Origin of the sequence: Pirellulimonas nuda (genome assembly GCF_007750855.1) — a bacterium.
In the GTDB taxonomy this organism is placed as follows: Bacteria; Planctomycetota; Planctomycetia; order Pirellulales; family Lacipirellulaceae; genus Pirellulimonas; species Pirellulimonas nuda.
In genome coordinates this window covers 5,931,993-5,951,840 of record NZ_CP036291.1, presented here as the reverse complement: position 1 = coordinate 5,951,840, position 19,848 = coordinate 5,931,993, and the positions used below count along the sequence as shown (strand labels likewise).

Sequence of the window (19,848 nt, the reverse complement as noted above, 5' to 3'; positions counted from 1 at the left end):
CCTACTACTTACTTGAACCGCCCACGACCACCGATGTACACCCGCCGCAAGCCACGCCCGCTGCCCTTGCTCCGCTTCGCATGGTCAACCCTCGCGATCGGGCTGGCCACGACCCTGCCCACGTTTCCGGCGCGGGGCGCGACCGGCCAGCAGCCCACGCCCGACAACGGGCCCGCCCCGTCTGGCGTTCACTTCTCCGGGGTCCCGCTCGCGCGGCCCGCCCACGACTTGAGCGCCGCCGCGGAGCGTCTGTACGAAGCATGGAACCCGTTGGGCGACTTTGACAACGAGTTCTACACGCTCTTCAAGTACTCACGCCTGGGGGGCATCGGCAAGGACGCGGCGGTCTCCCGTCGAGACCCCAGCAAGGTGATCCGCGTGGGGGGCAAGTACTACGTGTACTACACGCGGCGCAAGACCGCGCTCCCCCCGGTCGGGCTGTCGAACTACACCGACGCGACCCCGGACGACGTGCCGGCCTGGGACTGGGACCTTGCCGACATCTACTACGCCACCTCGACAGACGGTTTCGACTGGCAGGAACAGGGGGCCGCGGTCAAACGCAGTCGCCAGGCAGGGTACGCGGACCGTTCGCTCTCCACCCCCGACATCCTCTGCTTCGGCGGCAAGTACTACCTCTACTTCCAGGCGTTCACCGGCAGGTTCAGCCAAGCCGCGGGGGATCGCAGCGACGTCGGCATGGCCTGGGCGGATTCGCCCGATGGGCCGTGGCGCATGATCGGCCGCCCGGTGATCAAACCCGGGCCGAGCGGCGCCTGGGACGCAAGCGCGATCCACGACCCCTACCCCATCGTCTACAACGGCCAGATCTGGATGTACTACAAGTCCGACGTGTGGCTCGAGGACCCGCGGGGCGCGCCGGTGGAGAGCCTCGTCGACGCCGAACCACGCGCCGGACGCGACATCCACCGCATGCACGGGGTGGCGATCGCCGACGCGCCCGAGGGCCCGTTCCGCAAGTCGCCGCTGAACCCGATCAGCAACTCGGGGCACGAAACGACCCTGTTCCCCTACCGGGCGGGGGTGGCGTCGATCATCATCCGCGACGGCCCGGAGCGCAACACGATCCAGTACGCCCCCGACGGCCTCAACTTCCAGATCGTCGCGCACGTCGAGCGCCCCCCGGTCGCCGGCGGACCGTACTGCGCAGACGCGTTCACCGACAGCGGCGACGGCCGCGGCGTCGCCTGGGGACTCAGCCACATCGTCGGCAGCGGCAACGGGTTCCTGGTGCGCTTTGACTGCGACCTGCACCGCGACATCGACCACCCCTACCTGAAACGCGGGTCGGTGACGCCCGACGAATCGCTGCACTTCGAGTCCCACGGCACGCTGCCCCAATCTCTACGAAAACAATACAGCCGCGAAGCCTTGTCCGGCTCCTAAAGGAACCACCACACGATGACCCACAGACGCTCCTTGACGGCGCTCGCGAGCGCGACATTTGCACTCCTGGCGATCGGTGACGCGCACGCTCAGGCGGTCGCCGCGCGGCGCACCGTGGTCGCCATCCAAGGCGACAAGTTCTTCATCAACGACGCGCCCACCTACCAGGGGCGGCAATGGAACGGGTTCCCCGTCGAGGGGCTGTTGATGAACGCACGGCTGGTGCAGGGGGTCTTCGACGACCTCAACCCAGAGACCGCCGACCGCTGGAAGTACCCGGACACCCAGCGGTGGGACGCAGACCGCAACACCAACGAGTTCGTCGACGCCATGCCCTCGTGGTACGCCCACGGCCTGTTGGCGTTCACCATCAACCTTCAAGGTGGGAGCCCGCTGGGCTACGGCAACAAGGGGTGGATCAATTCCGCCATCGATCCCCAGGGCGGGTTGCGTCCCGACTACATGCGTCGCCTCGAGCGGATCCTCGACCGGGCGGACGAGCTCGGCATGGTCGCCATCCTGGGGCTCTTCTACAACGACCAAGAAGACCTGATCGAGGACGAAGCCGCGGTGCTCCGAGCGGTGGACAACACGCTCGACTGGCTCTTCGCCAAGGGCTACCAGAACGTGACTATCGAGGTCAACAACGAGTGCAACCTCAAGTACAGCCACGCCATCCTCGGGCCGGGCCGCGTCCACGAGGTCATCCAGCGGATCCAGGCCAACGAGCAGCACGGGCGCCGCTACCTGGTGGGCACCAGCTACAGCGGCCGGCGGGTCCCGGAGCCGAGCGTCGTCCGCGTCGCGGACTTCTTGCTGCTGCACGGCAACGGGGTGAAGGATCCCGCGATGATCACCCAGATGGTCAGCCGAACCAGGCAGGTCGAGGGCTACAGGCCCGTGCCCATCTTGTTCAACGAAGACGACCACTTCGACTTCGACAAGCCGGTCAACCACTTGGTGCTGGCGGTGGAGTCGTACGCGTCGTGGGGGTACTTCGACTACCGGATGCGGGGCGAGGGGCACGACCACGGCTTCCAGTCGGTGCCGGTGAACTGGCGGATCAGCTCCCCGCGCAAGCAAGCGTTCTTCAGCAAGCTGAAAGAGATCACCGGCGGGGCGCCGTAGGGCGCCCGGCGGTCTGCGTGGTCGGGGCGCCCCGCGCAGCTTACTCGATCGTAAACCGCCGGTCCGCCGGCGGGGACTCAAAGCCCAACGCAACGCCACGCGCCCGCTGCCGCGCGTCGACCTCGCGGATCAAGCCGATCGCCAAGAAGGCGGCGATCACCGTTGCGGCGTTGGCCACCAGGTAGACCACTCCCGCCGCCTGGATGGTTTCCACGGTATCGGCCCGCATGACCATCCGGCTCGCGCCGTTCTCGATCAGGTTCATCGCAATGAAAGCGGTCCACCAGGCGGCCACCACGCCGGCCGCCTGCTCCACCGGCTCGCCTGCGCTGCCGTTGTAGATGTCTTTCATCGCGCGGTAGGGCTTGAACAAGCTGACAATCGGGATGAAGTAATAGCCCACAGACCAACCAGGCGTGTAGCGCGCGTCTTCGACGCCGAAGCTCGTCAAGTTGCGGTACGACCTGTAGTGCCACTTGCAGTACATCACCACTAGCACGATGTAGACCACAAGGATCAGCAGGCTGACCAACAGGTCGGCCGACTCCGCGGGGCCCATCTCGGGTTGTCCCCACGTCTGGGCCACCGTAGCAATGTGCCACGCGCCGGTCGCCATGGCGGCGAACGTTAGGCAGATCATCACCCCGAACGCGACGCGCAGCTTGCGGCCCAGGTCTTGGGTCGATCGGTAGAAGTCGGCCCTGGGTGCGCCGGCGGTTTCGCTCACCGGGAAGGGGGCGTCTTCGGCGAGTGGGCTCGCGAAGGGGTTGTGTCGCGGCTCGTCCATGGCTGGTCTTCCCAGTTAGGTGATCTTTGAACGTCGAGCGAGTAGGGACAGGCGGCGGACGCTACGCTCGCCCCGGGCCGCGGGCGTAGCCCCCGCGGCGGAAACGGTAATGTAGGCTGCGGGCGCCGGTCAAGTAAGAGACATTTTCCGCTCTTTCGCAGGCCATCACGCCTCACGCCCGCAGCCGATCGGCACGGGGCGATCTGCTTGATGGCGTTCCCGCGGCACGTCATGATGCAGTCGCCCCGAAGGCGTTTGGGGCGCCGGCGAGTCCCACCAACTGCAAGGCAACTTTTCTATGCAACGCCACGTGATTCTCTTTGCCGCGCTGCTGGTCGCGCTGCCCCTGCTGGCCGCTCCGCAGGCCCACCAAGCCGGGTTGCAGCTTGGTTCGTTGTTTCAAGACCACATGGTCCTGCAGCGCGAGCGGCCCGTGCCGGTTTGGGGGACGGCCACGCCCGGCGCCGCGATCACCGTGGAGTTTGCGGACCAGAAGAAGAACGCTACGGCCGACGCCGCCGGCGGTTGGCGCGTCGACCTGGCGCCGCTAGAGGCCTGCTTCGAGCCGCGGACGATGCGGGTCGCTTCGTCCTCCGGGCCGGAGGCTATCGTGCTCAGCGACGTTCTGGTGGGCGAGGTGTGGATCTGTGCCGGGCAGGCGAACATGGTGATGCCGGCAGGGCGTGCGCCCAAGGTCAACGCGCTGGTCCCCAAGGCGAAGAACCTCCGCACCTTCCAGGTAGAGAACACGGTGGCCTTTGACGAGCAGGAGACTTGCGCGGGGCAGTGGCGGCTCGCCGGGCCCGGCAGCGCCGTCGCCTTCGCCTTTGCCTACTACCTAGAGCAGTCTGCCGACGCCCCGATCGGCATCATCCTGAGCGCCTGGGGAAGCTCGTCGATCGAAGGCTGGATGCCCCGAGACATGACCGAGCGGCTGCCGCACTTCGCGGCGATCATGGAGGGGTTCGACGCCGACCTGCCCGCCAAAGAGCGGGTCGAGGCGATCCTTGCAAAGCCCGGCGAGCGTGCGACGCGGGACGATATCTTCCTGCGCACACGGCCGAACATCCTGTACAACGCCATGATGAAGCCGCTCGCCCCGTACGCCTGCCGGGGCCTGGTGTGGTACCAGGGGGAGGCCAACGCCAACAGCGCCGCCGGCATGCAGCAGTACGGCAAGACGCTGCCGTTGTGGATCGAGCGCTACCGCCGGCTGTGGGGCAGCGAAGACGCGCACTTCTTGGTGGTGATGCTGCCCGGCTTCGGGCAGCGGTTCGGGGGACCGGTCGAACCGGAAGACCCCGCGGCCCTCTCGTGGGCGTGGATGCGTGAATCGCAGCTGCGGGCGCAGGACCTGCCCGCCGTCGGGGTCGTCAACACCATCGACCTGGGGATGCTGGGCAACATCCACCCCAATGACAAGCTGCCTATCGGCCGCCGGCTCGCGTTGTTGGCCGCGCGCGACACGCTGGGCAAGGACGTCGTGGCCCAAGGGCCCACGATGAGCCGCGTCGAGGCGTCGGGCGACGCGGTCACGGTCTATTTCGACCATGCAGACGGGCTGAAGACCTCCGACGGGCGCCCCCCGACCGCCTTCTGGCTGGCCGGCGATGAGGCCCACTGGACCCCCGCCGAGGCGCGGATCGAAGCCGGGGCCGTGGTGCTACGCGCCGCTGAGCTCCCCGCGCCGCGCTACGTGCGGTACGCGTTCTCCGCCAAGCCCACGGTGAACCTGGTGAATGGCGCCGGCCTGCCGGCGTACCCGTTCCGGACCGACCGCTTCAAGCCGTGAACCGATCGCAAAAAAAAATCCGGACGCCGCCCCACGCGGGGGGCGGCGTCCGGATAAACATAGCACGCGGGCGACGGGGGGGTACGCTTTAGAGGCGTCCCATCACCAGCATCACGATCAAGATCAGCAAGATGATCCCGCCGAGCCCGCCGATCGCAACGCTCTTGAGCAGCGCGGCGACCAGCAAGATCACGAGGATCGTACCGATGAGTCCATAGGCCATGACTAGATTCCTTACAGGGTGGATCGGGTGGTGGATCGCGCCTCGGCGGCGCGCCGGGAGTGAACGCGTGCGTTACACGCGGCGGTTAACGGCGTAGAACAGGCGGCGGTTGGTCGAGGCGCCGCACAGCCCGCCCCAGACCGATACGGCCAGCGCCATGGCGCTCGAGACGAACGTCACCCACAACGCCTCTTGGGCGTAGGTGGACGCCTTCTCGGTCGCTTGGTTGACGGTCTTCTTGACCGACTTGGTCGCCGAGTCGATCTTCTGGTTGACGAACCTGAGCTGCGAATCGAACTCCGCGCGGACCCCCTTCACCAGCTCGTCGACCTGGGCGCGCGACAGGTCGGTTTCTTCAGCCAGCAGCTCGGCTACCTGGTCCGGCTTCCCCTCGTACAGGAGCTGGGCCGCTTTGGTGATGGTCTGCTGATCGAGGTCTTCGATCGCGTCGCGGATCGCCTGGCGGTCGACGTCGGCGCCCCCCTGGGGGTCTGCCTTGGCGACCTGACGGGCGACACGGTCTGCGAGGTCGGACTTCAGGTCGGCCAACAGCGGGGTTTCGCCGCTGCCGTCGCCGAAGCGTTCCTCCAGCTTGGCGTAGGCGCCGTCGACCAGTTCTTTCGCCTGGTCCTGGTTGAGCTCGGTCTCGGCGGCGATCACCTCGGCGATCCCTTCTTGGTCCTCGTCAACCACCTGCCTCAGCATGCGGTCGAAGGTCTTGGCGTCCAGACCCTCGATCGCCTCACGGATGTCGTTCTGGGTCACGTCGGTCCCGCCGGGCGGGTCGACCTCGGCCAGCACGTCTGCGGCGCGGCGTTGCAGCCGCTCACGGACCCGCGCGGCGACCTTGGTGTCGGAGATCGAGGCCAAGTAGTCTGCCGCGGACGAAGCGCCCGAAGCGGCGCCGGAGATGGTCGACGCCGCTGCGTTGCCCACCGATTCTACCGCGCCCGCCACGGCCGAGCCGGTGGCCGAGAGCGCCGAGGCGCCGGTGTTCACCAGCGCCGAGAGGCCCCAGTAGCCCAGCATCAGCGTGACCACCGTGGCCACGCTCCACAACGTCATGCCGTGCAACATGCCGTCGAGGTCGTCCGCGACGCCAGACATCCGGGCCGCCAGCGAGCTGCCGACAAAGTAGGCGATCAGCGCGGTCAGCAGCATCCAGCCGGCGACCATCCAGGGGAGGCTTTCTGCGTCGGGGGCCTCGTCAGCCACGTCGGCGATCGAGACGCCCAGCGCGGCGCCCAGCAGGTACATCAGCCAGGTAACCGCAATCACGGCGAAGAGCCCGGCGATGATGGCGCCCCAACTAATCATGGGGGGCCGTGGGGCGTTGGTGACGATCTCTTCTCGGTACTGCGGTTCGGCCATGGGGTAGGTCTCCAGGAAAGGGATTGGGATTCGCCGCCCCGTGGGCGGTGTGAGGAGTGGGAGAAGCTAAGCAAATCCGCTGCCACTTCCCGCATCGCTGCCCGAAGAGCACAAGAATGGCCCCGAACCAAGCCCAGACGCGTCTCGCGGGGAGCAGCCTAAACCACCAGCGCGAGCGCCTTCGGCACAAGGTGGGCGGCCGACGATCGGTCGACGACGCCGCTGCTCAGTCGGGGCGTCGCGGGCCCCAGGCAAGCGCTCACGCGGCTCTCAATCGCAACGCTGCGCCGAAGATTCTGCTCGCAAATAGCCACCGCCCCGCGGACAATCGCGTAGCGACCCGGGCGAGAGCGCTCGACGCCTGCGGGCGGGCTGCGCGCCGAGGTCGCGGCAGCAGGGAGCGGCGCGGGGTTTTGTCCCTGAGGTGTCCGCTGGCCTCCCCGGCGCTGCGCCCGAGGTCAGATGAGTGTCCACTACCCGGAGCGAGGTGTCCGATCCATGAGAGTTTTGTCCACTCAACCCACGCCACAGGGGTCCCGAGGACCCGCGGGGCAGGGGACGCGGCCGCCGATTCTGCGAGAAACGCAGGGGCGCGGGCGGAGCGGCGGGGTTTTGTCCGATTTTGTTCCCGCCCCGGGCGGTGGACAAAGGGACAAAAATGGGATGCGCCGACGCTCAGTAATCGTACCAGATGCCGAAGCCGACCTGCTCTTCGCTGGTCGTGATGAACTGGTACTGGCTGCTGGGGCCGTTGTGGTAGTGCAGCCCCAGCCGCATGACGCTGCCCGAGTCGCCGCGCCACAGCCAGCCGGTCTGGAAGGTCCAGCCGCCGCTGAAGCCGATCTCTTCGTGCAGGTGGGCGTTGGTCGCTGCGAACGGCGTTCCCCAGGGGCCGGTCACCCCGGCGCGGGCGTACTCGGCGCCGAACTGGAACTCCCAGGGGTCGGCCAGCCCGGCGTTGAAGAACGTAAAGGCGGTCTCGCCGTACACCCGCAGCGCGGGGGTCACGTGGTACGACAGTCCGAAGATGATCGAGTCGCGGACGTAGTTGTCGCGGTCGTTCACCCCGTTGCGCAGGATGCGTTCGTCGCCCAGGTGGCTGGAGAGGTGGTAGTAGCCAAACTTCACCGCCCACGGGCCTTTGCCGTAGGTAAGCGGTACGCCGAAGCGGAAGTCGGAGGAGTCGAGGTCGCGGTTTTCGTCGAGGTTGAGTCGGACGATGGCGGCGCCCTCGATGTCGACCTCCCAGCCTTCGGGGTTGAGCGGGTTGTTGTTGCCGTAGCGGAGGATGGCGCGTCGCCCGCCGAGCGTGGCGTCCCACAGCCCCTCGGTGCCGGAAGCGGTGCGGTTGGAGATGGCCTGAAGCGCCATGCGGGGCTCGCGCGGCCCGGCCCAGTACGACTTGTAGATCACCCCGTCTGGCAGGATGTGCCACGACCAGGGCTCGCAGTCGCAGCAGTAGCCGAGGTCGTACGAGGGGTCGTCTTCGGAAACGTAGCCGTCCAAGTACTGAACGGGCTCTACGCCCTCGGCCTGCGGCGGCGTGCTGAGCAGGTCGTACCCCGAGTCGATGAAGGGGTCACGGAGCGGTTCACGGCCTTGGGCCAGCCCCTGCGCCCCGGCCGCGAACAGCGCCAGGCAAACGAGGCGGATCGTAAGGGTGTGCATGGGCCGATGGGCGGGACAGCCCCGCTGGGTAGTTGCGCGAAATCCGGCGCGGGCAGAACTCTAGTCGATGCCTGGGCCGGCCAACAGTGCAAAATTGACGGAACGTAAGGGGCGTAGCAGCAAGGCTTTGTGCTGCATTGCCGGTCGACGACCGACGCTACGCAGGTACAATCTTCGTGTCTATCGGCGCCTCAAGGGGGAGAGTTGTAGTGGTATTGCTCGAATTAAGCGTGGTTCCGCTTGGCGCGGGAGAGAGCGTTAGCCAGCACGTGGCAGAGTGTGTGGCCCTGATCGAGCAAAGCGGCCTCGAATACGAGCTCAACGCGATGGGGACGATCGTGGAAGGAGAGCTCGACCAGGTGCTAGCAATCATCGATCGGTGCATGCGGCACCTCGCCAAAAGCCACGACCGCGTGACCTGCTCCGCCAAGCTGGACTACCGCAAGGGACGGTCGGGGCGGATCCGAGCGAAGGTTGATAGCGTCCGAGAGAAGCTAGCATGAACCCGGCACGACCAAGCCAACGACAATGGCCAAGCACAATCAGCCAATAGCCGACGGGCTCCGCCCCGTCGGAGCAGCGGGCAGCGCCCGACAATCGAAGCGCGGCGACGGGGCGGAGCCCGTCGGCTATTTCACTTTCTTGGATGGACCTCGCGGCATGACAGACCACACCGATCCACTAGCGGCGCTGGGCCGGGTGCCCAGCGGAATCTTCATCCTCACCGCGGGCGCCGGCGAGCGGGCCACCGGCATGCTGGCGAGCTGGGTGATGCAGGCCGGCTTTGAGCCGCCGATGGTGACCGTTGCCGTGAAGCAGGGGCGCTACGTGGCCCAGTGGCTGACCGAAGGGACGCCCTTTGTGCTGAACCAGCTCGCCGAAGGGCAGTCCGCCCTGATGAAGCACTTCGCCAAGGGGTTCGAACCCAATGAGCCCGCGTTCCAGGGGCTCGAAGTGAGCAGCACCGCGAGCGGCGCGCCGGCGCTGGCCGCGGCGCTCGGGCGGCTCGAGTGCGAGCCGACCTCGCACGTCGACTCGGGCGACCACCGCATCTTCTTGGCCCGCGTGACCGGCGGCGGCGTGGCGGTCGAAGACTCTCGCAAGCCAACCGTACATGTCCGCAAGTCTGGCAATCACTACTGATCGACGGACGGACCGGAATCGCCAAGAGCGCCAAGAACGGACGAGACGGGATTACAGGATCAGCCGGATCGACGCGAGACTTCCATAATCCGAGACATGGGTTTGCAGATGAGGTGTCGATATCGACTCTGTTAACTTTGCGTCCGTCACCGCGCTCTTGGCGTCCTTGGCGGTTCGGGTCCGCACGTCCTTCGTGAACCTTCCTGCCCTTCGTGGTTAACTTGTTGCCCAACGCACAGCTCATTGTCATCGGCGGCGGAATCGTTGGCCTGGCCACGGCGTGGCGGTACAGCCAGCGCTTCCCCGACCGGCCCGTCGTGGTGCTCGAAAAAGAGCCCGCCGTCGCGATGCACCAGACCGGACGCAACAGCGGCGTCATCCACTCGGGCATCTACTACAAGCCTGGCTCCCTGAAGGCGCAGACCTGCCGCGACGGCAAGCAGCAGCTCGAACAGTTCTGCACCCAGAACGGGGTGCCGTTCGAGACGTGCGGCAAGGTGATCGTGGCGACCGACCCGTCTCAGGTGGCGGCGCTGGAGAAGATCCAAGAACGGGGCGTCGCGAACGGCGTCCCCTCGGAGCGCATCGGCCCCGAGCGGCTGGCGGAGCTCGAGCCGCACGCGGCGGGGGTGGCCGCGCTGCACGTGCCCAGCACGGGGATCGTGGACTACGCCAAGGTGTGCTATCGGCTGGTCGATCAGATCCAGCAGCAGGGCGGACGCGTGGTGACGGGCGCCAAGGTGACCGCCATCGCCCTGGGCGCGGGCGAGGTGGTGGTCCACTCGACCGCCGGGGAGTTCACGGCGCCGCGGGTAGTGAACTGCGCGGGGCTGTTTAGCGACCAGGTGGCCAAGCTCTCCGGGCTGCGTCCGGCGGCGCGGATCATCCCGTTCCGCGGCGAGTACTTTGATCTCGCGCCGCAGGCGCACCATCTGGTGAAGAACCTGATCTACCCCACACCCGACCCCTCGTTCCCGTTCCTCGGCGTGCACTTCACGCGGATGATCGGCGGCGGCGTTGAGTGCGGCCCGAACGCGGTGCTGGCCTTGGCGCGCGAGGGGTACGGCAAGACCAGCGTGAACCTGCGGGAGCTCGTCGGCTCGCTGTCGTTCGGCGGCTTCCAGCGGCTGGCGCTGCGCCACTGGCGGATGGGCGCCGGCGAGATGTGGCGGAGCCTGTCAAAGGGCGCGTTTGTCCGCGCGCTATCGCGGCTGGTGCCAGAGATCCGCTCGGAGCACCTGACCCCCGCCGAGCCGGGCATCCGCGCCCAAGCGGTGCTCCCCAACGGCGAGCTGGTGGACGACTTCTTGATCGAGTCGTCCGGCCCGGTGGTGAACGTGCTCAACGCCCCCTCGCCGGCGGCGACCGCGTCGCTGGAGATCGGCCGGCAGGTGGTAGAGCGGCTGGCGGCAGAGTAACCAGGTCCCCCTCCCCTTTCAGGGGGAGGGGGTAGCCTTACGGAGCATATTCACCGTGGCTGCCCCCTCCCCCCGGCTTCTCCCCCCAAGGGGCGAGGGGAGGATGGTTACACGTTAAACAAAAAGTGCACCACGTCGCCGTCGCGCATCACGTACTGTTTCCCTTCGACCCGCAGCCGGCCCGCCTCGCGGATCGCCTTCTCGGTCTTGAGCTCTATCAGGTCGTCGACCGAATAGACCTCCGCGCGGATAAAGCCGCGCTCGAAGTCGCTGTGGATCACGCTGGCGGCCTGCGGGCCGGTGGCGCCGGTGGGGATGGTCCAGGCGCGAATCTCCTTCGGCCCGGCCGTGAAGTAGCTCTGCAGGCCCAGCAGGTGGTAGGCGGCGCGGGTCAGCACCGCCAGGGCGGGCTCCTCCAGGCCGACGCTTTCGAGCATCTCGGCCCGGTCTGCCTCGTCCAGCTCGCTCAGCTCCGCCTCGAGGCGGGCGCAAACGGCGATCACCTCGCCGCCCAGCTCTTCCGCCCGCTGGCGTACGCGCTGCACCAACGGGCCTTTGCCTTCGAGGTCGTCCTCTTCGACGTTGGCGACGTACAGCACCCGCTTGCTGGAGAGGAACTGCAGGCCGGCCAGCGTCTTCTGCTCGATGGGGTCGTCCAGTTGGAGCGCACGCACCGGCTTGCCCTCGGCCAGCAGGGCCTCGCACTTCTCAAGCACGGCGAGGCGGAGCTTGGCGTCTTTGTCCCCGGTGCGGGCGGTGCGGGCCGCCTTGTCGCGCATCGACTCGACCGATTGCAGGTCGGCCAGCATCAGCTCGGTTTCGATGGTCTCGATGTCGCGGATGGGGTCGACGGCGCCATCTACGTGGGTGATGTCTGCGTCTTCGAAGCAGCGGACGACGTGCAGGATGGCGTCGACGTTGCGGATGTGGGTGAGGAACTTGTTGCCCAGCCCCTCCCCCTCCGAGGCGCCGCGGACGATGCCGGCGATGTCTACCAGCTCCAAGATAGCCGGGATGATTTTTTCCGACTGGATGAACCCGCGGATCACCCCCAGTCGGGGGTCGGGCACGGCGATGGCGCCGACATTGGGCTCGATCGTGCAGAACGGGTAGTTTTCGCTGGCGATCCCCGCCGAGGTGAGTGCGTTGAACAGGGTGCTTTTGCCCACGTTCGGCAGCCCGACGATACCTGCTTCCATCGCTTGTTTTCCCAGGAGTTTGTGTGGGGGGCGATTGTACGGCGCCGGACCACTACGCCGTAGGGCGGGCCCCGCCCGCGGCGCAGGCGGGGCGCGGCCGGTTGCTCCGCTGCCCGGCAAGCGGGGCCTGCCCTACAATGGCGTCTGCCGCAAAAAACCAGCGTGGCCCTGCCGGCGTCGGCCGGCAATAATGCCGGCAACCGCTTCAAACCGCCCAAAGAGCCTTGGGCGCCTCAACCAGGAATCTTCCGATGAACGCCCGTCTGATGTGTTTTGGACTCTTGCTGCTCGCATGCGTGGCGCCAGCCGTTGCGGAGAACGAGGGGCAACCCGACCTCGACAAGGCGCTGGAGCTGAAGCTCACCTCCGAGAGCCTCCGCGACCTGAACCAGGTGGTGGAGCTGCTGGACGAGGCGATCGAGAAGGGCCTCGACGCAGACAACACCGACCTCGCCGAGCAGATGCTGGTCGCTTCGCTGACCGAGCGGGCCACGGCGCTGGCCTCGGTCGTGCTGGGCCAGCCGCTGACCGACCCGCGGCGTGACCCGCGGTGGGTGCAGGTGCGTCAGGTGGCGCTCTCCGACCTGCAGCGCGTGGTCAACCTCGACGAGGACCAGCCCGCGGCCCACCTGCTGATCGGCCGGCTTCAGTCGCTCCCGCTGGGCGACCCCAGCGCCGCGCGCAGGGCGCTGACCCAGGCGATCAAGACCAGCGAGAGCGCCGGCGACTCCGGCATGGGCCTCGAGGCCGAAGAGCTGGCGCAGGCGTACGCGCTGCGCGGGGCGACGCAGGCCGACGTCGAGCGGCGTTTGGCCGACTTTGACAAGGCGATCACGATCGAGCCGGAGAAGGTGGAGTACGTGCTGCTGCGGGCCAAGCACTACTTCGCTACCCAGGAGTTCGACGCGTGCCTCAAGGACATCGACGCCGCCGTGGCGATGGCGCCGGAAAACTTTGCCGTGCACGAGCTCAAGGCCCTGGTGCTGTTGGCTCAAGAGAAGCCCGAAGCGGCGCTGGAGAGCTTCAACAAGGCGTCGGAGCTCGAACCGGACGCGGTCTCCCCTTACCAGTACCGGGGCGAGGTCTTCAGCCGGCTGGGCGACCTCGACAAGGCGATCGAGCAGCTCAACAAGGCGGTCCAGCTCGCCCCCGAAAACGTGGCGTCGCTGCTGATCCGCGCCGAGCTATTGGCGCTGAACGATCAGAACGAGCAGGCGCTGGGCGACATCGACCAGGTCCTGGCCAAGCAGCCGGGGCTGGTCCGGGCGCTGCTGATGCGGGCCCGACTGCTGGGGCAGATGGAGCGCAAGGACGAGTCGATCGAGGCGCTCGAGAAGCTGGCCGAAGCAGCGGGCAACAACCCCGAAGTCCGGCTGCAGTTGGCGGCCGCCTACGCCGACCAAAGCCGCTACACCAAGGCGATCGAGCAGCTCGACCGCGTGCTCGAACTGGCGCCCGGGACGCCGATCGCGCTGCGGCTCCGCGGCGACATGTACCTCTCGGTTGGCAAGCACGCCGAGGCGTTGAAAGACTTCGAGTCGTCTCTGGCCGAGTCGCCAGACGATTCTGGCGTGCTCAACAACTTTGCCTGGACGCTGGCCACCAGCCCCTTCGACGAGCTCCGCGACGGCAAGCGGGCCCTCGAGATGGCCACCAAGGCCGCGGAGATCACGGAGTTCAACCAGGCCCACATCCTCAGCACGCTCGCGGCCGCGTACGCGGAGATGGGCGAGTACGACAAAGCGATCGAGTGGTCGCAGAAAGCCATCGACATGGACCGCGAAAAGAACGAAGGGAAGCTTGAGGGAGCGCTCAGCCAAGAGCTCACCAACTACAAGTCGAAGACCCCCTACCGCGAGCTCAAGAACGACGACGTCGACGCGGCCGGCGCCCAGGAAGCCGCACCGCCGGCGTCCGATTCCTCGAAAGACGCCACGCCGGCCCGCACGATCGACTTCTAGTCGATAGAGCACACGTATCGCACGAGGCCCCGGATTGACCCGCTTGCGCAGGGGCATGGCGCCCTACTCCAGGCTCTTCATCCAGCTAGCGAAGTTGGCGTCCAGCAGCCTCAGGTCGTCGCCGAACGCCGCCTTGAAATCGTTGAGCCGCGACCGGGGGTCGTAGCTTGCAAAGTTTGGCCGGTTGGCGGTCGTCTGCAAGTACTGGGCGTATTGGCGGGGGCGGGTCTCGCTGAGGTAGAACGTGAGCGCCCACGCCTGGGCGTAGGCGGCCAGCGGTTGGCTTTTGAACGCGTCGTCCGAGGCCACCAGAGCGCCGATCGGCATCGGCGGGCCATCTTCTTTGGCGTACCGCCGGTAGTCGGCCAGCCGGCCCCGGTTGTAGCGGTCCTTCGGGCGGTCGCCCGTCCGCGGCGCCCACACGCCGCGGGCCTCGAACAGCGTCGCGAGCCCCTCGGTGAGCCACCGGGGCGCCTCGGCGAACCGGGTGTGGAGCCCGACGTTGAATGCGGCCTGGTGCGTCGCTTCATGGATGATCGTGGCGGCGCTCCCTCCCGGCTGTTCCCAGTCGTCCCCGGGATCGAACAAGTAGACGCGGTTGGTCTGCGGGTCGTAGTGGCCCAGCATCCCCGAAGGGAGGCTGATCCCCATCTGCTGGATCGCGGTGTAGTAGGCCGCTTCGCTGGGGTAGACGATCGCCACCAGCGGATAGGCCGGGTCCGATACGGGGAAGTCGCGCACCGCCGCGTATCTGGTGAGCGACCGGTAGAGCGCCTCGAACCGCGCCGCCCAGTCGCGGCGATCGCCGCGGGGGTAGACCACCAGAAAGTGCGTGCTGGACGCTACGTCGTAGCCAGAACCGAACTCGTCGCGCAAGCGCGGCGCTACCTCAGTCGCGGGGTAGCCCTGGAACCGCGGCGCCGTCTTCGTGGCGCCGCTGACCTGCTGCGGATCAAGGTCGATCAGGCTGCCATCGCGCGTCAGCAGGGAAACGCTAGACTCGGACCAGGCGAGCGGCGAGCCTTCGACGGTCTGCCCATCGACCTCGGCGCGGAACATAAAATCGGCGCCCCAGACGGGCTGGATCGCCGCAATCACGACCCAAGTCAGGCCCGCGCCAGCGAGCCGGGGCGACCGCGTCCTCGGCGCGTGGGGGCGCGCTGCGGCCCTGCTCTCGCAAACGTGATCCGCCATGCCGTGATTCCCGAGGACTTGAATAGTTCGAGTCGTGCGGCCTCTCCGCTGCGCCGGGGGGCCCATCTCCCAGTGGCGACGCCCCGCTCGCGCACACTGCAAGCCTAGTGCGCGGGACTTCTGTGCGTCGGGGGCTTACAATACCTGGCGACCGATTGGGTCGATCCTGCCAGTTGCGCCGCCGTTGCCGCCCCGGAGCTCACGAAATGCCGTTTCGATACTTGGTCGCTTGGGGCCTGTTGTTGCTGATGGCGCCGGCGGTCGCGGACCAGCCGCGTCTGTCCGACGAGGCGTTAGCCGATCAGGTCGACCGGCTGGTTGGGCGGCTGGAGAGCGACGAGTCGCTGGTTCGCGACGGCGCCCAGCAGGAGCTGCTGGAGCTGGCCGGCGACACGTGGCAGTCGGGAGACCGATTGCTGGCGGCCCTGCCGCACCCCGATCCGGCGATGCCCGTGGCGCTGCGGGAAGCGGTGGCGGGGCTCCGCAGCAAGATCTCGAAACACATCGCAGACACCGCCCTCAAGGCGAGCCGCGTGTCGCTCGACCTGTTCAAGACGCCGCTGGCAGACGTCTTCAAACAGATCGAGCAGCAGACCGGCAACCGGCTACTCGACTACCGCGAGCAGTTCGGTCAGGACGCCCAGCCCAGGCCGATCACCCTCACGGTTAAAGACAAGCCCTTCTGGGAAGCGATGGACGCGGTGCTCGACCAGGGCGAGCTGGGGGTCTACGCCTACGCGGGCGAATCGGCCCTGGCGGTAGTGAACCGCGAGCCGGACGACGGCCCCCGCCGCGGCGCCGCTTGCTACGCGGGGCCGTTGCGGTTCGAGGCTACTCAGGTGGTTGCTTCGCGCAGCCTGCGGAAGCCGAACCAGCGGTCGCTGGACGTGAAGGTAGAGATCGCCTGGGAGCCACGGCTCGAGCCGATCGCGATCTCTCAGCAGATGTCGGACGTCGAGGCACGGTCGGAGGGGGGCGTGGCGTTGTCGCTGTTGCGTCCCGAGCAAGAGATCAACCTAGAAACACAGCAGGGGACGCAGTCGGTGGAGGTGTCGCTGCCGCTGGTGCTCCCCGAGCGGAAGACCGAGAAGATCGCCAGCCTGAAGGGGAAGGTGAATGTGCTGGCGCCGGGTAGGCGGGCGACGTTCCGTTTCGAGGGGCTCGACGCCATTAAGCAGCCGGCCGAGCAGCAGCAGGGGGGGGTGAGCGTCACGCTGAACCGGATGGTGCAGAACGGCGTGATCTGGGAGCTGCACATGCGGCTCAAGGTCTCCGGCGCGGGGGACGCGCTCGCCTCGCACCGCGGCTGGGTGTTTCAGAACCCGAGCCACCTAGAGAACGCCAAGGGCGAAGTGATCGAGCACGCCGGCTTCGAGACCACGATGCAGACGCAAGACGAGGTCGGCTTGGCGTACTTGTTCGAGCTCGAGGACGGCCCGAAGGACCTCACTTGGGTTTACGAGACCCCGGCGTCGATCGTCGAGTTCCCGGTGGAGTGGGAGCTCGGGGGGATCGAGTTGCCGTGATGAGATGATAGATGATAGAGGTTAGATGATAGAAAAACGCAAGCGGACCACAGCGTCTCGCGTCACAGCAAAGCGATCGCTTGCGCGTCCCTATCATCTATCATCTAACCTCTATCATCTTCTAGCGTCGCATCGCCCGGTCGAGGTCCCGCTGCACGTCGCGTTTCTTCATCGTGTCGCGCTTGTCGAACAGCTTCTTGCCTCGGCAGATGCCCAGCAGCAGTTTCGCGCGGCCTTCCTTGAAGTACATCTTCAGCGGCACGAGGGTCAGGTTCTTCTCGTACGCGCGGGCGGCGAACTTGTGGATCTCGCGGCGGTGCAGCAGCAGCTTGCGGCGCCGTTTGGGGTCGTGGTTCTGGGAGTTCGCTTGGGTGTATTCTGGGATGTCACACCCCACTAGCCAGACCTCGCCGCGGTCCATCCGGCCGTAGGCCTCGTCGATGCTGCACTGGCCGTTGCGGAGGCTCTTGACCTCGCTCCCGACGAGCATGATGCCGCACTCGAGCGAGTCGAGCACCTCGTACTCGAACCGCGCCTTGCGGTTGTGGGCGATGGGGCGCTCGTTCTTGTCCGGTTCGGCCTTCGGTTTCTTGGCCATAGCTGCGGTGGGTCAGGCTGTGCCTGACGGGGGTCGCGGCAAGCGGTGGAGGGCCGTAGGGCAGGCCCCGCCTGCCGCCCGTGGGTTAAAAGCTGGCTCGGTCGCCAGGCAGGCGGAGCCCGCCCTACGCGATCCGGAACCGCGGGTCCCGCGTTACTGGAAGTCCTTGTCGGCGATCGGCGGTAGGCGGCGGAAGGTGTAGATCGCGTCGCCCGACCCGAGCTTGGCTGTGTGGTCGGGTGGGTAGACGCAGGCGCGTCCTTCGGCCGTCATCAAGGCTTGGTAGACGGTGTAGTCGATGTCTTTGTTGATCGACTTGGCGCTGCCGTCGGCCATCACCGCGTTCACGACGTTGGCGGGGTGCGAGCTGCCTGGTCGGGCGTACTTGGGTTGGCTGGGGGTAAACACGCCGGGCTGGCTGGTGTCCTCCTGGCTGATGCCAAGCTGCTGCAGCCCCGAACTGGCCCCCTCGTTCTGCGGGTCGAGCGAGGCTACCCACACGAATCCCAACTGCTGCTCTCCGTAGAGGGTGCTGCTGTCGTTATCGACTCCCATCCAGCAGTAGTGGTCGTCCTTCTGGATGTTCTCACTCAGCATCAGCGTGGTGCTGGCCGAGTCGCGCACCGAGCTCATCCGCTGCCGCACTTCCCCCATGCCGGGCACGGTCAGGTTAAACAGCAGCCCGTTCTCTTTGATGTCTCCGGCGGTGTTGGTCTTGAGGACCAGCGAGCCCGAGCCGTTGAGGTCCCAACTGCCGGTGTTGGCCACGTAGGTGGCGCCGGCGTTCTTATTGTCGGCAAGCAGGTTGCTGTCTGCCGGGCAGATGAACACCGTGAACGGGGAAACCGGGTTGATCGCCGTGCCGGTGCCAGCGTCGGTGAAGCTGCTGTCGGTCATGCGGTCGTAGGTGTCTTGCCCCTCGATGTGGGGCAGCAGCATCGCCATCCAACTGATCCGCGACCGCGTGCGGTCGGTGGTGGAGGTGTAGCGGAAGTCGTTCATCCCGCCCCCGTTGGGGCCTTCGATGATGGTTAGCCAAGACTTAGGAGTTCCCGACCGCGGGAGCGGCTGTACGTACCCCGGGAGTTCGCCCTTGGAGGTCTGGTAGGCGACCATCGCCTGCCCAACATTCTTCAGGTTGTTGAGGCACTCACCCATACGGGCCCGGGCGCGGGCGGCACCCACGGCGGGGAGCAGCAGCGCCATCAACATCCCGATGATCGTGATCACGACCAGCAGTTCCACCAGGGTGAAACCGGCGGGACGCTTGGTTTGGGAATTGCCGGCGTATCGCGTGCGCATGGGGAGTCTCCGTGAAATCTTGGACCGGCCAAGCTATTCGCGGGGCCGCCCGTGGATTATCGCCGAAATCGGCCCGAAATACCAGCAACCGGCGCGCCCCGCGTGTGTGGAGGCTTGCAAGGATCGACTCGGCCCGCGGGCATCGTCGGCCGGCGGCTCGGCGAGCGCTTCGGATTCCCATGCGCTTTTCCCCGGCGGATGATATGTTGGGGGTATCGGTTAACGCACTGGTTTAGGGCTCGGCACATGCTTCGCGGACTGTTCAAATCGCTGCTTGAGTCGAGCAAGATTGACGTCGCCAAGCGCTACCAAGTGCTCCAGAAGGCGGTTTCGGGCACGATGAGCGACTTCGTGATGGCCCGCGACCGCGAGACGGGTGAGATTGTCGGCCTGAAGGTGCTCGACAAGCTCAAGACCGAGCAGCTTGAGGCCCGTTTCAAGGGGCTCAACAAGCCGTGCGAGGGGGCCATCGCGATGCAGATGGACCACCCGCTGGTGGTGAAGACGTTCGCCCACGGCATGACGACCAAGGGCGAGCAGTACGTCGTGATGGAGTTCCTCGACGGCCCGGGGCTTAATTCGCTGCTGATCGCCCGCAGCCCGCTGCTGGACGGCAACCGCGTGGCGCTAATGCGCGAGGCGGCCGAAGCGCTGGCCTACGTGCACGGCAAGGGGTTTATCCACCGCGACGTCTGCCCGCGCAACCTGGTCTGCTCGAAAGACTGTAAGTCGCTCAAGCTGATCGACTTCGGGCTGACCGTGCCGAACGAGAAGCCGTACTTGCAGCCGGGCAACCGCACCGGCACCCCCAACTACATGGCGCCAGAGATCGTCCGCCGGCGGCCGACCGACCACCGGCTCGATATCTTTGCTTTCGGGGCGTCGATGTACGAGCTGTTTACGTTCGAGCTCCCGTGGGCCCGCGGCACCGACGGGCTGGCGGCGATGACGCACGGAACCGGCAAAATCCCTCCGATCGCCACCTACCGCCCGAAGGTCAGCCCGGCGCTCGATGCGGCCATCTGCAAGTGCATGGCGGCCGAGCCAGCCGACCGCTTCCCGTCGATGGAGACCTTCCTGAACGCCATCCGTCAGGTCAAGCAAGAAGACGTGGGTTAGGGGCGCCGCTCC

General features: G+C 66.8%; 17 protein-coding genes. 9 read left to right on the top strand and 8 right to left on the bottom strand.

The window, feature by feature from the left end:
- The first annotated feature begins 33 nt into the window (after positions 1 to 33).
- Both Pla175_RS23070 and Pla175_RS23065 read left to right on the top strand, forming a co-directional pair.
- Positions 34 to 1,407 carry a glycoside hydrolase family 117 protein gene (locus tag Pla175_RS23070; RefSeq protein ID WP_145291205.1) on the top strand — a complete coding sequence of 458 codons (1,374 nt, stop codon included), beginning with the start codon at positions 34 to 36 and terminating at the stop codon, positions 1,405 to 1,407.
- A 15-nt stretch (positions 1,408 to 1,422) separates the two neighbouring features.
- Positions 1,423 to 2,535 carry a hypothetical protein gene (locus Pla175_RS23065; RefSeq protein ID WP_197527093.1) on the top strand — a complete coding sequence of 371 codons (1,113 nt, stop codon included), beginning with the start codon at positions 1,423 to 1,425 and terminating at the stop codon, positions 2,533 to 2,535.
- Between the two features lie 40 nt (positions 2,536 to 2,575).
- Here the strand turns inward: Pla175_RS23065 and Pla175_RS23060 are convergent, their stop codons facing one another.
- On the bottom strand, positions 2,576 to 3,322 hold the full coding sequence (locus Pla175_RS23060; RefSeq protein WP_145291202.1) for a DUF4328 domain-containing protein: 747 nt from the start codon (positions 3,320 to 3,322) through the stop codon (positions 2,576 to 2,578).
- Positions 3,323 to 3,620: 298 nt separating this feature from the next.
- Between Pla175_RS23060 and Pla175_RS23055 the strand changes: the two genes are divergently transcribed.
- Entirely contained in the window at positions 3,621 to 5,114 is a 1,494-nt protein-coding gene (locus Pla175_RS23055) for a sialate O-acetylesterase (protein ID WP_145291200.1), read from the top strand.
- 88 nt (positions 5,115 to 5,202) lie between these two features.
- Here Pla175_RS23055 and Pla175_RS26870 read toward each other — a convergent pair whose 3' ends face one another.
- The 3 genes from Pla175_RS26870 to Pla175_RS23045 form a co-directional block, all read right to left on the bottom strand.
- Positions 5,203 to 5,337, bottom strand: coding sequence for a hypothetical protein (locus tag Pla175_RS26870; protein WP_261342793.1), 135 nt, complete (start codon positions 5,335 to 5,337; stop codon positions 5,203 to 5,205).
- A gap of 72 nt (positions 5,338 to 5,409) precedes the next feature.
- Positions 5,410 to 6,708 carry a hypothetical protein gene (locus Pla175_RS23050; protein ID WP_145291198.1) on the bottom strand — a complete coding sequence of 433 codons (1,299 nt, stop codon included), beginning with the start codon at positions 6,706 to 6,708 and terminating at the stop codon, positions 5,410 to 5,412.
- Between the two features lie 675 nt (positions 6,709 to 7,383).
- Positions 7,384 to 8,376, bottom strand: coding sequence for a DUF1207 domain-containing protein (locus tag Pla175_RS23045; protein WP_145291196.1), 993 nt, complete (start codon positions 8,374 to 8,376; stop codon positions 7,384 to 7,386).
- Positions 8,377 to 8,585: 209 nt separating this feature from the next.
- On the opposite strand from Pla175_RS23045, the gene Pla175_RS23040 reads away from it, so the two are divergent.
- The 3 genes from Pla175_RS23040 (at position 8,586) to lhgO (ending at position 10,937) form a co-directional block, all read left to right on the top strand.
- On the top strand, positions 8,586 to 8,879 hold the full coding sequence (locus Pla175_RS23040) for an MTH1187 family thiamine-binding protein (RefSeq protein WP_145291194.1): 294 nt from the start codon (positions 8,586 to 8,588) through the stop codon (positions 8,877 to 8,879).
- Positions 8,880 to 9,036: 157 nt separating this feature from the next.
- On the top strand, positions 9,037 to 9,519 hold the full coding sequence (locus tag Pla175_RS23035) for a flavin reductase family protein (protein WP_197527092.1): 483 nt from the start codon (positions 9,037 to 9,039) through the stop codon (positions 9,517 to 9,519).
- Between the two features lie 212 nt (positions 9,520 to 9,731).
- Positions 9,732 to 10,937 carry an L-2-hydroxyglutarate oxidase gene (gene lhgO, locus Pla175_RS23030; RefSeq protein WP_231954031.1) on the top strand — a complete coding sequence of 402 codons (1,206 nt, stop codon included), beginning with the start codon at positions 9,732 to 9,734 and terminating at the stop codon, positions 10,935 to 10,937.
- A 107-nt stretch (positions 10,938 to 11,044) separates the two neighbouring features.
- Here the strand turns inward: lhgO and ychF are convergent, their stop codons facing one another.
- Positions 11,045 to 12,136, bottom strand: coding sequence for a redox-regulated ATPase YchF (gene ychF, locus Pla175_RS23025; protein ID WP_145291190.1), 1,092 nt, complete (start codon positions 12,134 to 12,136; stop codon positions 11,045 to 11,047).
- Positions 12,137 to 12,387: 251 nt separating this feature from the next.
- On the opposite strand from ychF, the gene Pla175_RS23020 reads away from it, so the two are divergent.
- Positions 12,388 to 14,097, top strand: a complete 1,710-nt coding sequence (locus tag Pla175_RS23020; RefSeq protein ID WP_145291188.1) for a tetratricopeptide repeat protein — start codon at positions 12,388 to 12,390, stop codon at positions 14,095 to 14,097.
- 63 nt (positions 14,098 to 14,160) lie between these two features.
- Here Pla175_RS23020 and Pla175_RS23015 read toward each other — a convergent pair whose 3' ends face one another.
- Positions 14,161 to 15,291, bottom strand: a complete 1,131-nt coding sequence (locus tag Pla175_RS23015) for a DUF1570 domain-containing protein (protein WP_231954030.1) — start codon at positions 15,289 to 15,291, stop codon at positions 14,161 to 14,163.
- A gap of 206 nt (positions 15,292 to 15,497) precedes the next feature.
- On the opposite strand from Pla175_RS23015, the gene Pla175_RS23010 reads away from it, so the two are divergent.
- The gene (locus Pla175_RS23010) at positions 15,498 to 16,817 is read left to right on the top strand and encodes a hypothetical protein (RefSeq protein WP_145291184.1); all 1,320 of its coding nucleotides are present in this window, start codon (positions 15,498 to 15,500) and stop codon (positions 16,815 to 16,817) included.
- A gap of 121 nt (positions 16,818 to 16,938) precedes the next feature.
- On the opposite strand, the gene smpB is transcribed toward Pla175_RS23010, so the two are convergent.
- Together smpB and Pla175_RS23000 are read right to left on the bottom strand one after the other, a co-directional pair.
- Positions 16,939 to 17,415, bottom strand: coding sequence for an SsrA-binding protein SmpB (gene smpB / locus Pla175_RS23005; protein WP_145291182.1), 477 nt, complete (start codon positions 17,413 to 17,415; stop codon positions 16,939 to 16,941).
- A 153-nt stretch (positions 17,416 to 17,568) separates the two neighbouring features.
- Positions 17,569 to 18,717 carry a DUF1559 family PulG-like putative transporter gene (locus tag Pla175_RS23000; RefSeq protein ID WP_145292269.1) on the bottom strand — a complete coding sequence of 383 codons (1,149 nt, stop codon included), beginning with the start codon at positions 18,715 to 18,717 and terminating at the stop codon, positions 17,569 to 17,571.
- Positions 18,718 to 18,963: 246 nt separating this feature from the next.
- Between Pla175_RS23000 and Pla175_RS22995 the strand changes: the two genes are divergently transcribed.
- Positions 18,964 to 19,836, top strand: coding sequence for a serine/threonine protein kinase (locus Pla175_RS22995; protein WP_145291180.1), 873 nt, complete (start codon positions 18,964 to 18,966; stop codon positions 19,834 to 19,836).
- Positions 19,837 to 19,848: the final 12 nt, after the last annotated feature.

Excerpts from the sequence above, each read along its gene's own strand:
- Pla175_RS23010 (WP_145291184.1), top strand. The coding sequence starts at position 15,498 with ATGCCGTTTCGATACTTGGTCGCTTGGGGCCTGTTGTTGCTGATGGCG.
- smpB (WP_145291182.1), bottom strand. The coding sequence starts at position 17,415 with ATGGCCAAGAAACCGAAGGCCGAACCGGACAAGAACGAGCGCCCCATC.
- Pla175_RS23055 (WP_145291200.1), top strand. The coding sequence starts at position 3,621 with ATGCAACGCCACGTGATTCTCTTTGCCGCGCTGCTGGTCGCGCTGCCC.
- Pla175_RS23020 (WP_145291188.1), top strand. The coding sequence starts at position 12,388 with ATGAACGCCCGTCTGATGTGTTTTGGACTCTTGCTGCTCGCATGCGTG.
- Pla175_RS26870 (WP_261342793.1), bottom strand. The coding sequence starts at position 5,337 with ATGGCCTATGGACTCATCGGTACGATCCTCGTGATCTTGCTGGTCGCC.
- Pla175_RS23065 (WP_197527093.1), top strand. The coding sequence starts at position 1,423 with ATGACCCACAGACGCTCCTTGACGGCGCTCGCGAGCGCGACATTTGCA.
- Pla175_RS23015 (WP_231954030.1), bottom strand. The coding sequence starts at position 15,291 with ATGGCGGATCACGTTTGCGAGAGCAGGGCCGCAGCGCGCCCCCACGCG.
- Pla175_RS23060 (WP_145291202.1), bottom strand. The coding sequence starts at position 3,322 with ATGGACGAGCCGCGACACAACCCCTTCGCGAGCCCACTCGCCGAAGAC.
- Pla175_RS23070 (WP_145291205.1), top strand. The coding sequence starts at position 34 with ATGTACACCCGCCGCAAGCCACGCCCGCTGCCCTTGCTCCGCTTCGCA.
- Pla175_RS22995 (WP_145291180.1), top strand. The coding sequence starts at position 18,964 with ATGCTTCGCGGACTGTTCAAATCGCTGCTTGAGTCGAGCAAGATTGAC.
- Pla175_RS23050 (WP_145291198.1), bottom strand. The coding sequence starts at position 6,708 with ATGGCCGAACCGCAGTACCGAGAAGAGATCGTCACCAACGCCCCACGG.
- ychF (WP_145291190.1), bottom strand. The coding sequence starts at position 12,136 with ATGGAAGCAGGTATCGTCGGGCTGCCGAACGTGGGCAAAAGCACCCTG.
- Pla175_RS23035 (WP_197527092.1), top strand. The coding sequence starts at position 9,037 with ATGACAGACCACACCGATCCACTAGCGGCGCTGGGCCGGGTGCCCAGC.
- Pla175_RS23000 (WP_145292269.1), bottom strand. The coding sequence starts at position 18,717 with ATGCGCACGCGATACGCCGGCAATTCCCAAACCAAGCGTCCCGCCGGT.
- Pla175_RS23045 (WP_145291196.1), bottom strand. The coding sequence starts at position 8,376 with ATGCACACCCTTACGATCCGCCTCGTTTGCCTGGCGCTGTTCGCGGCC.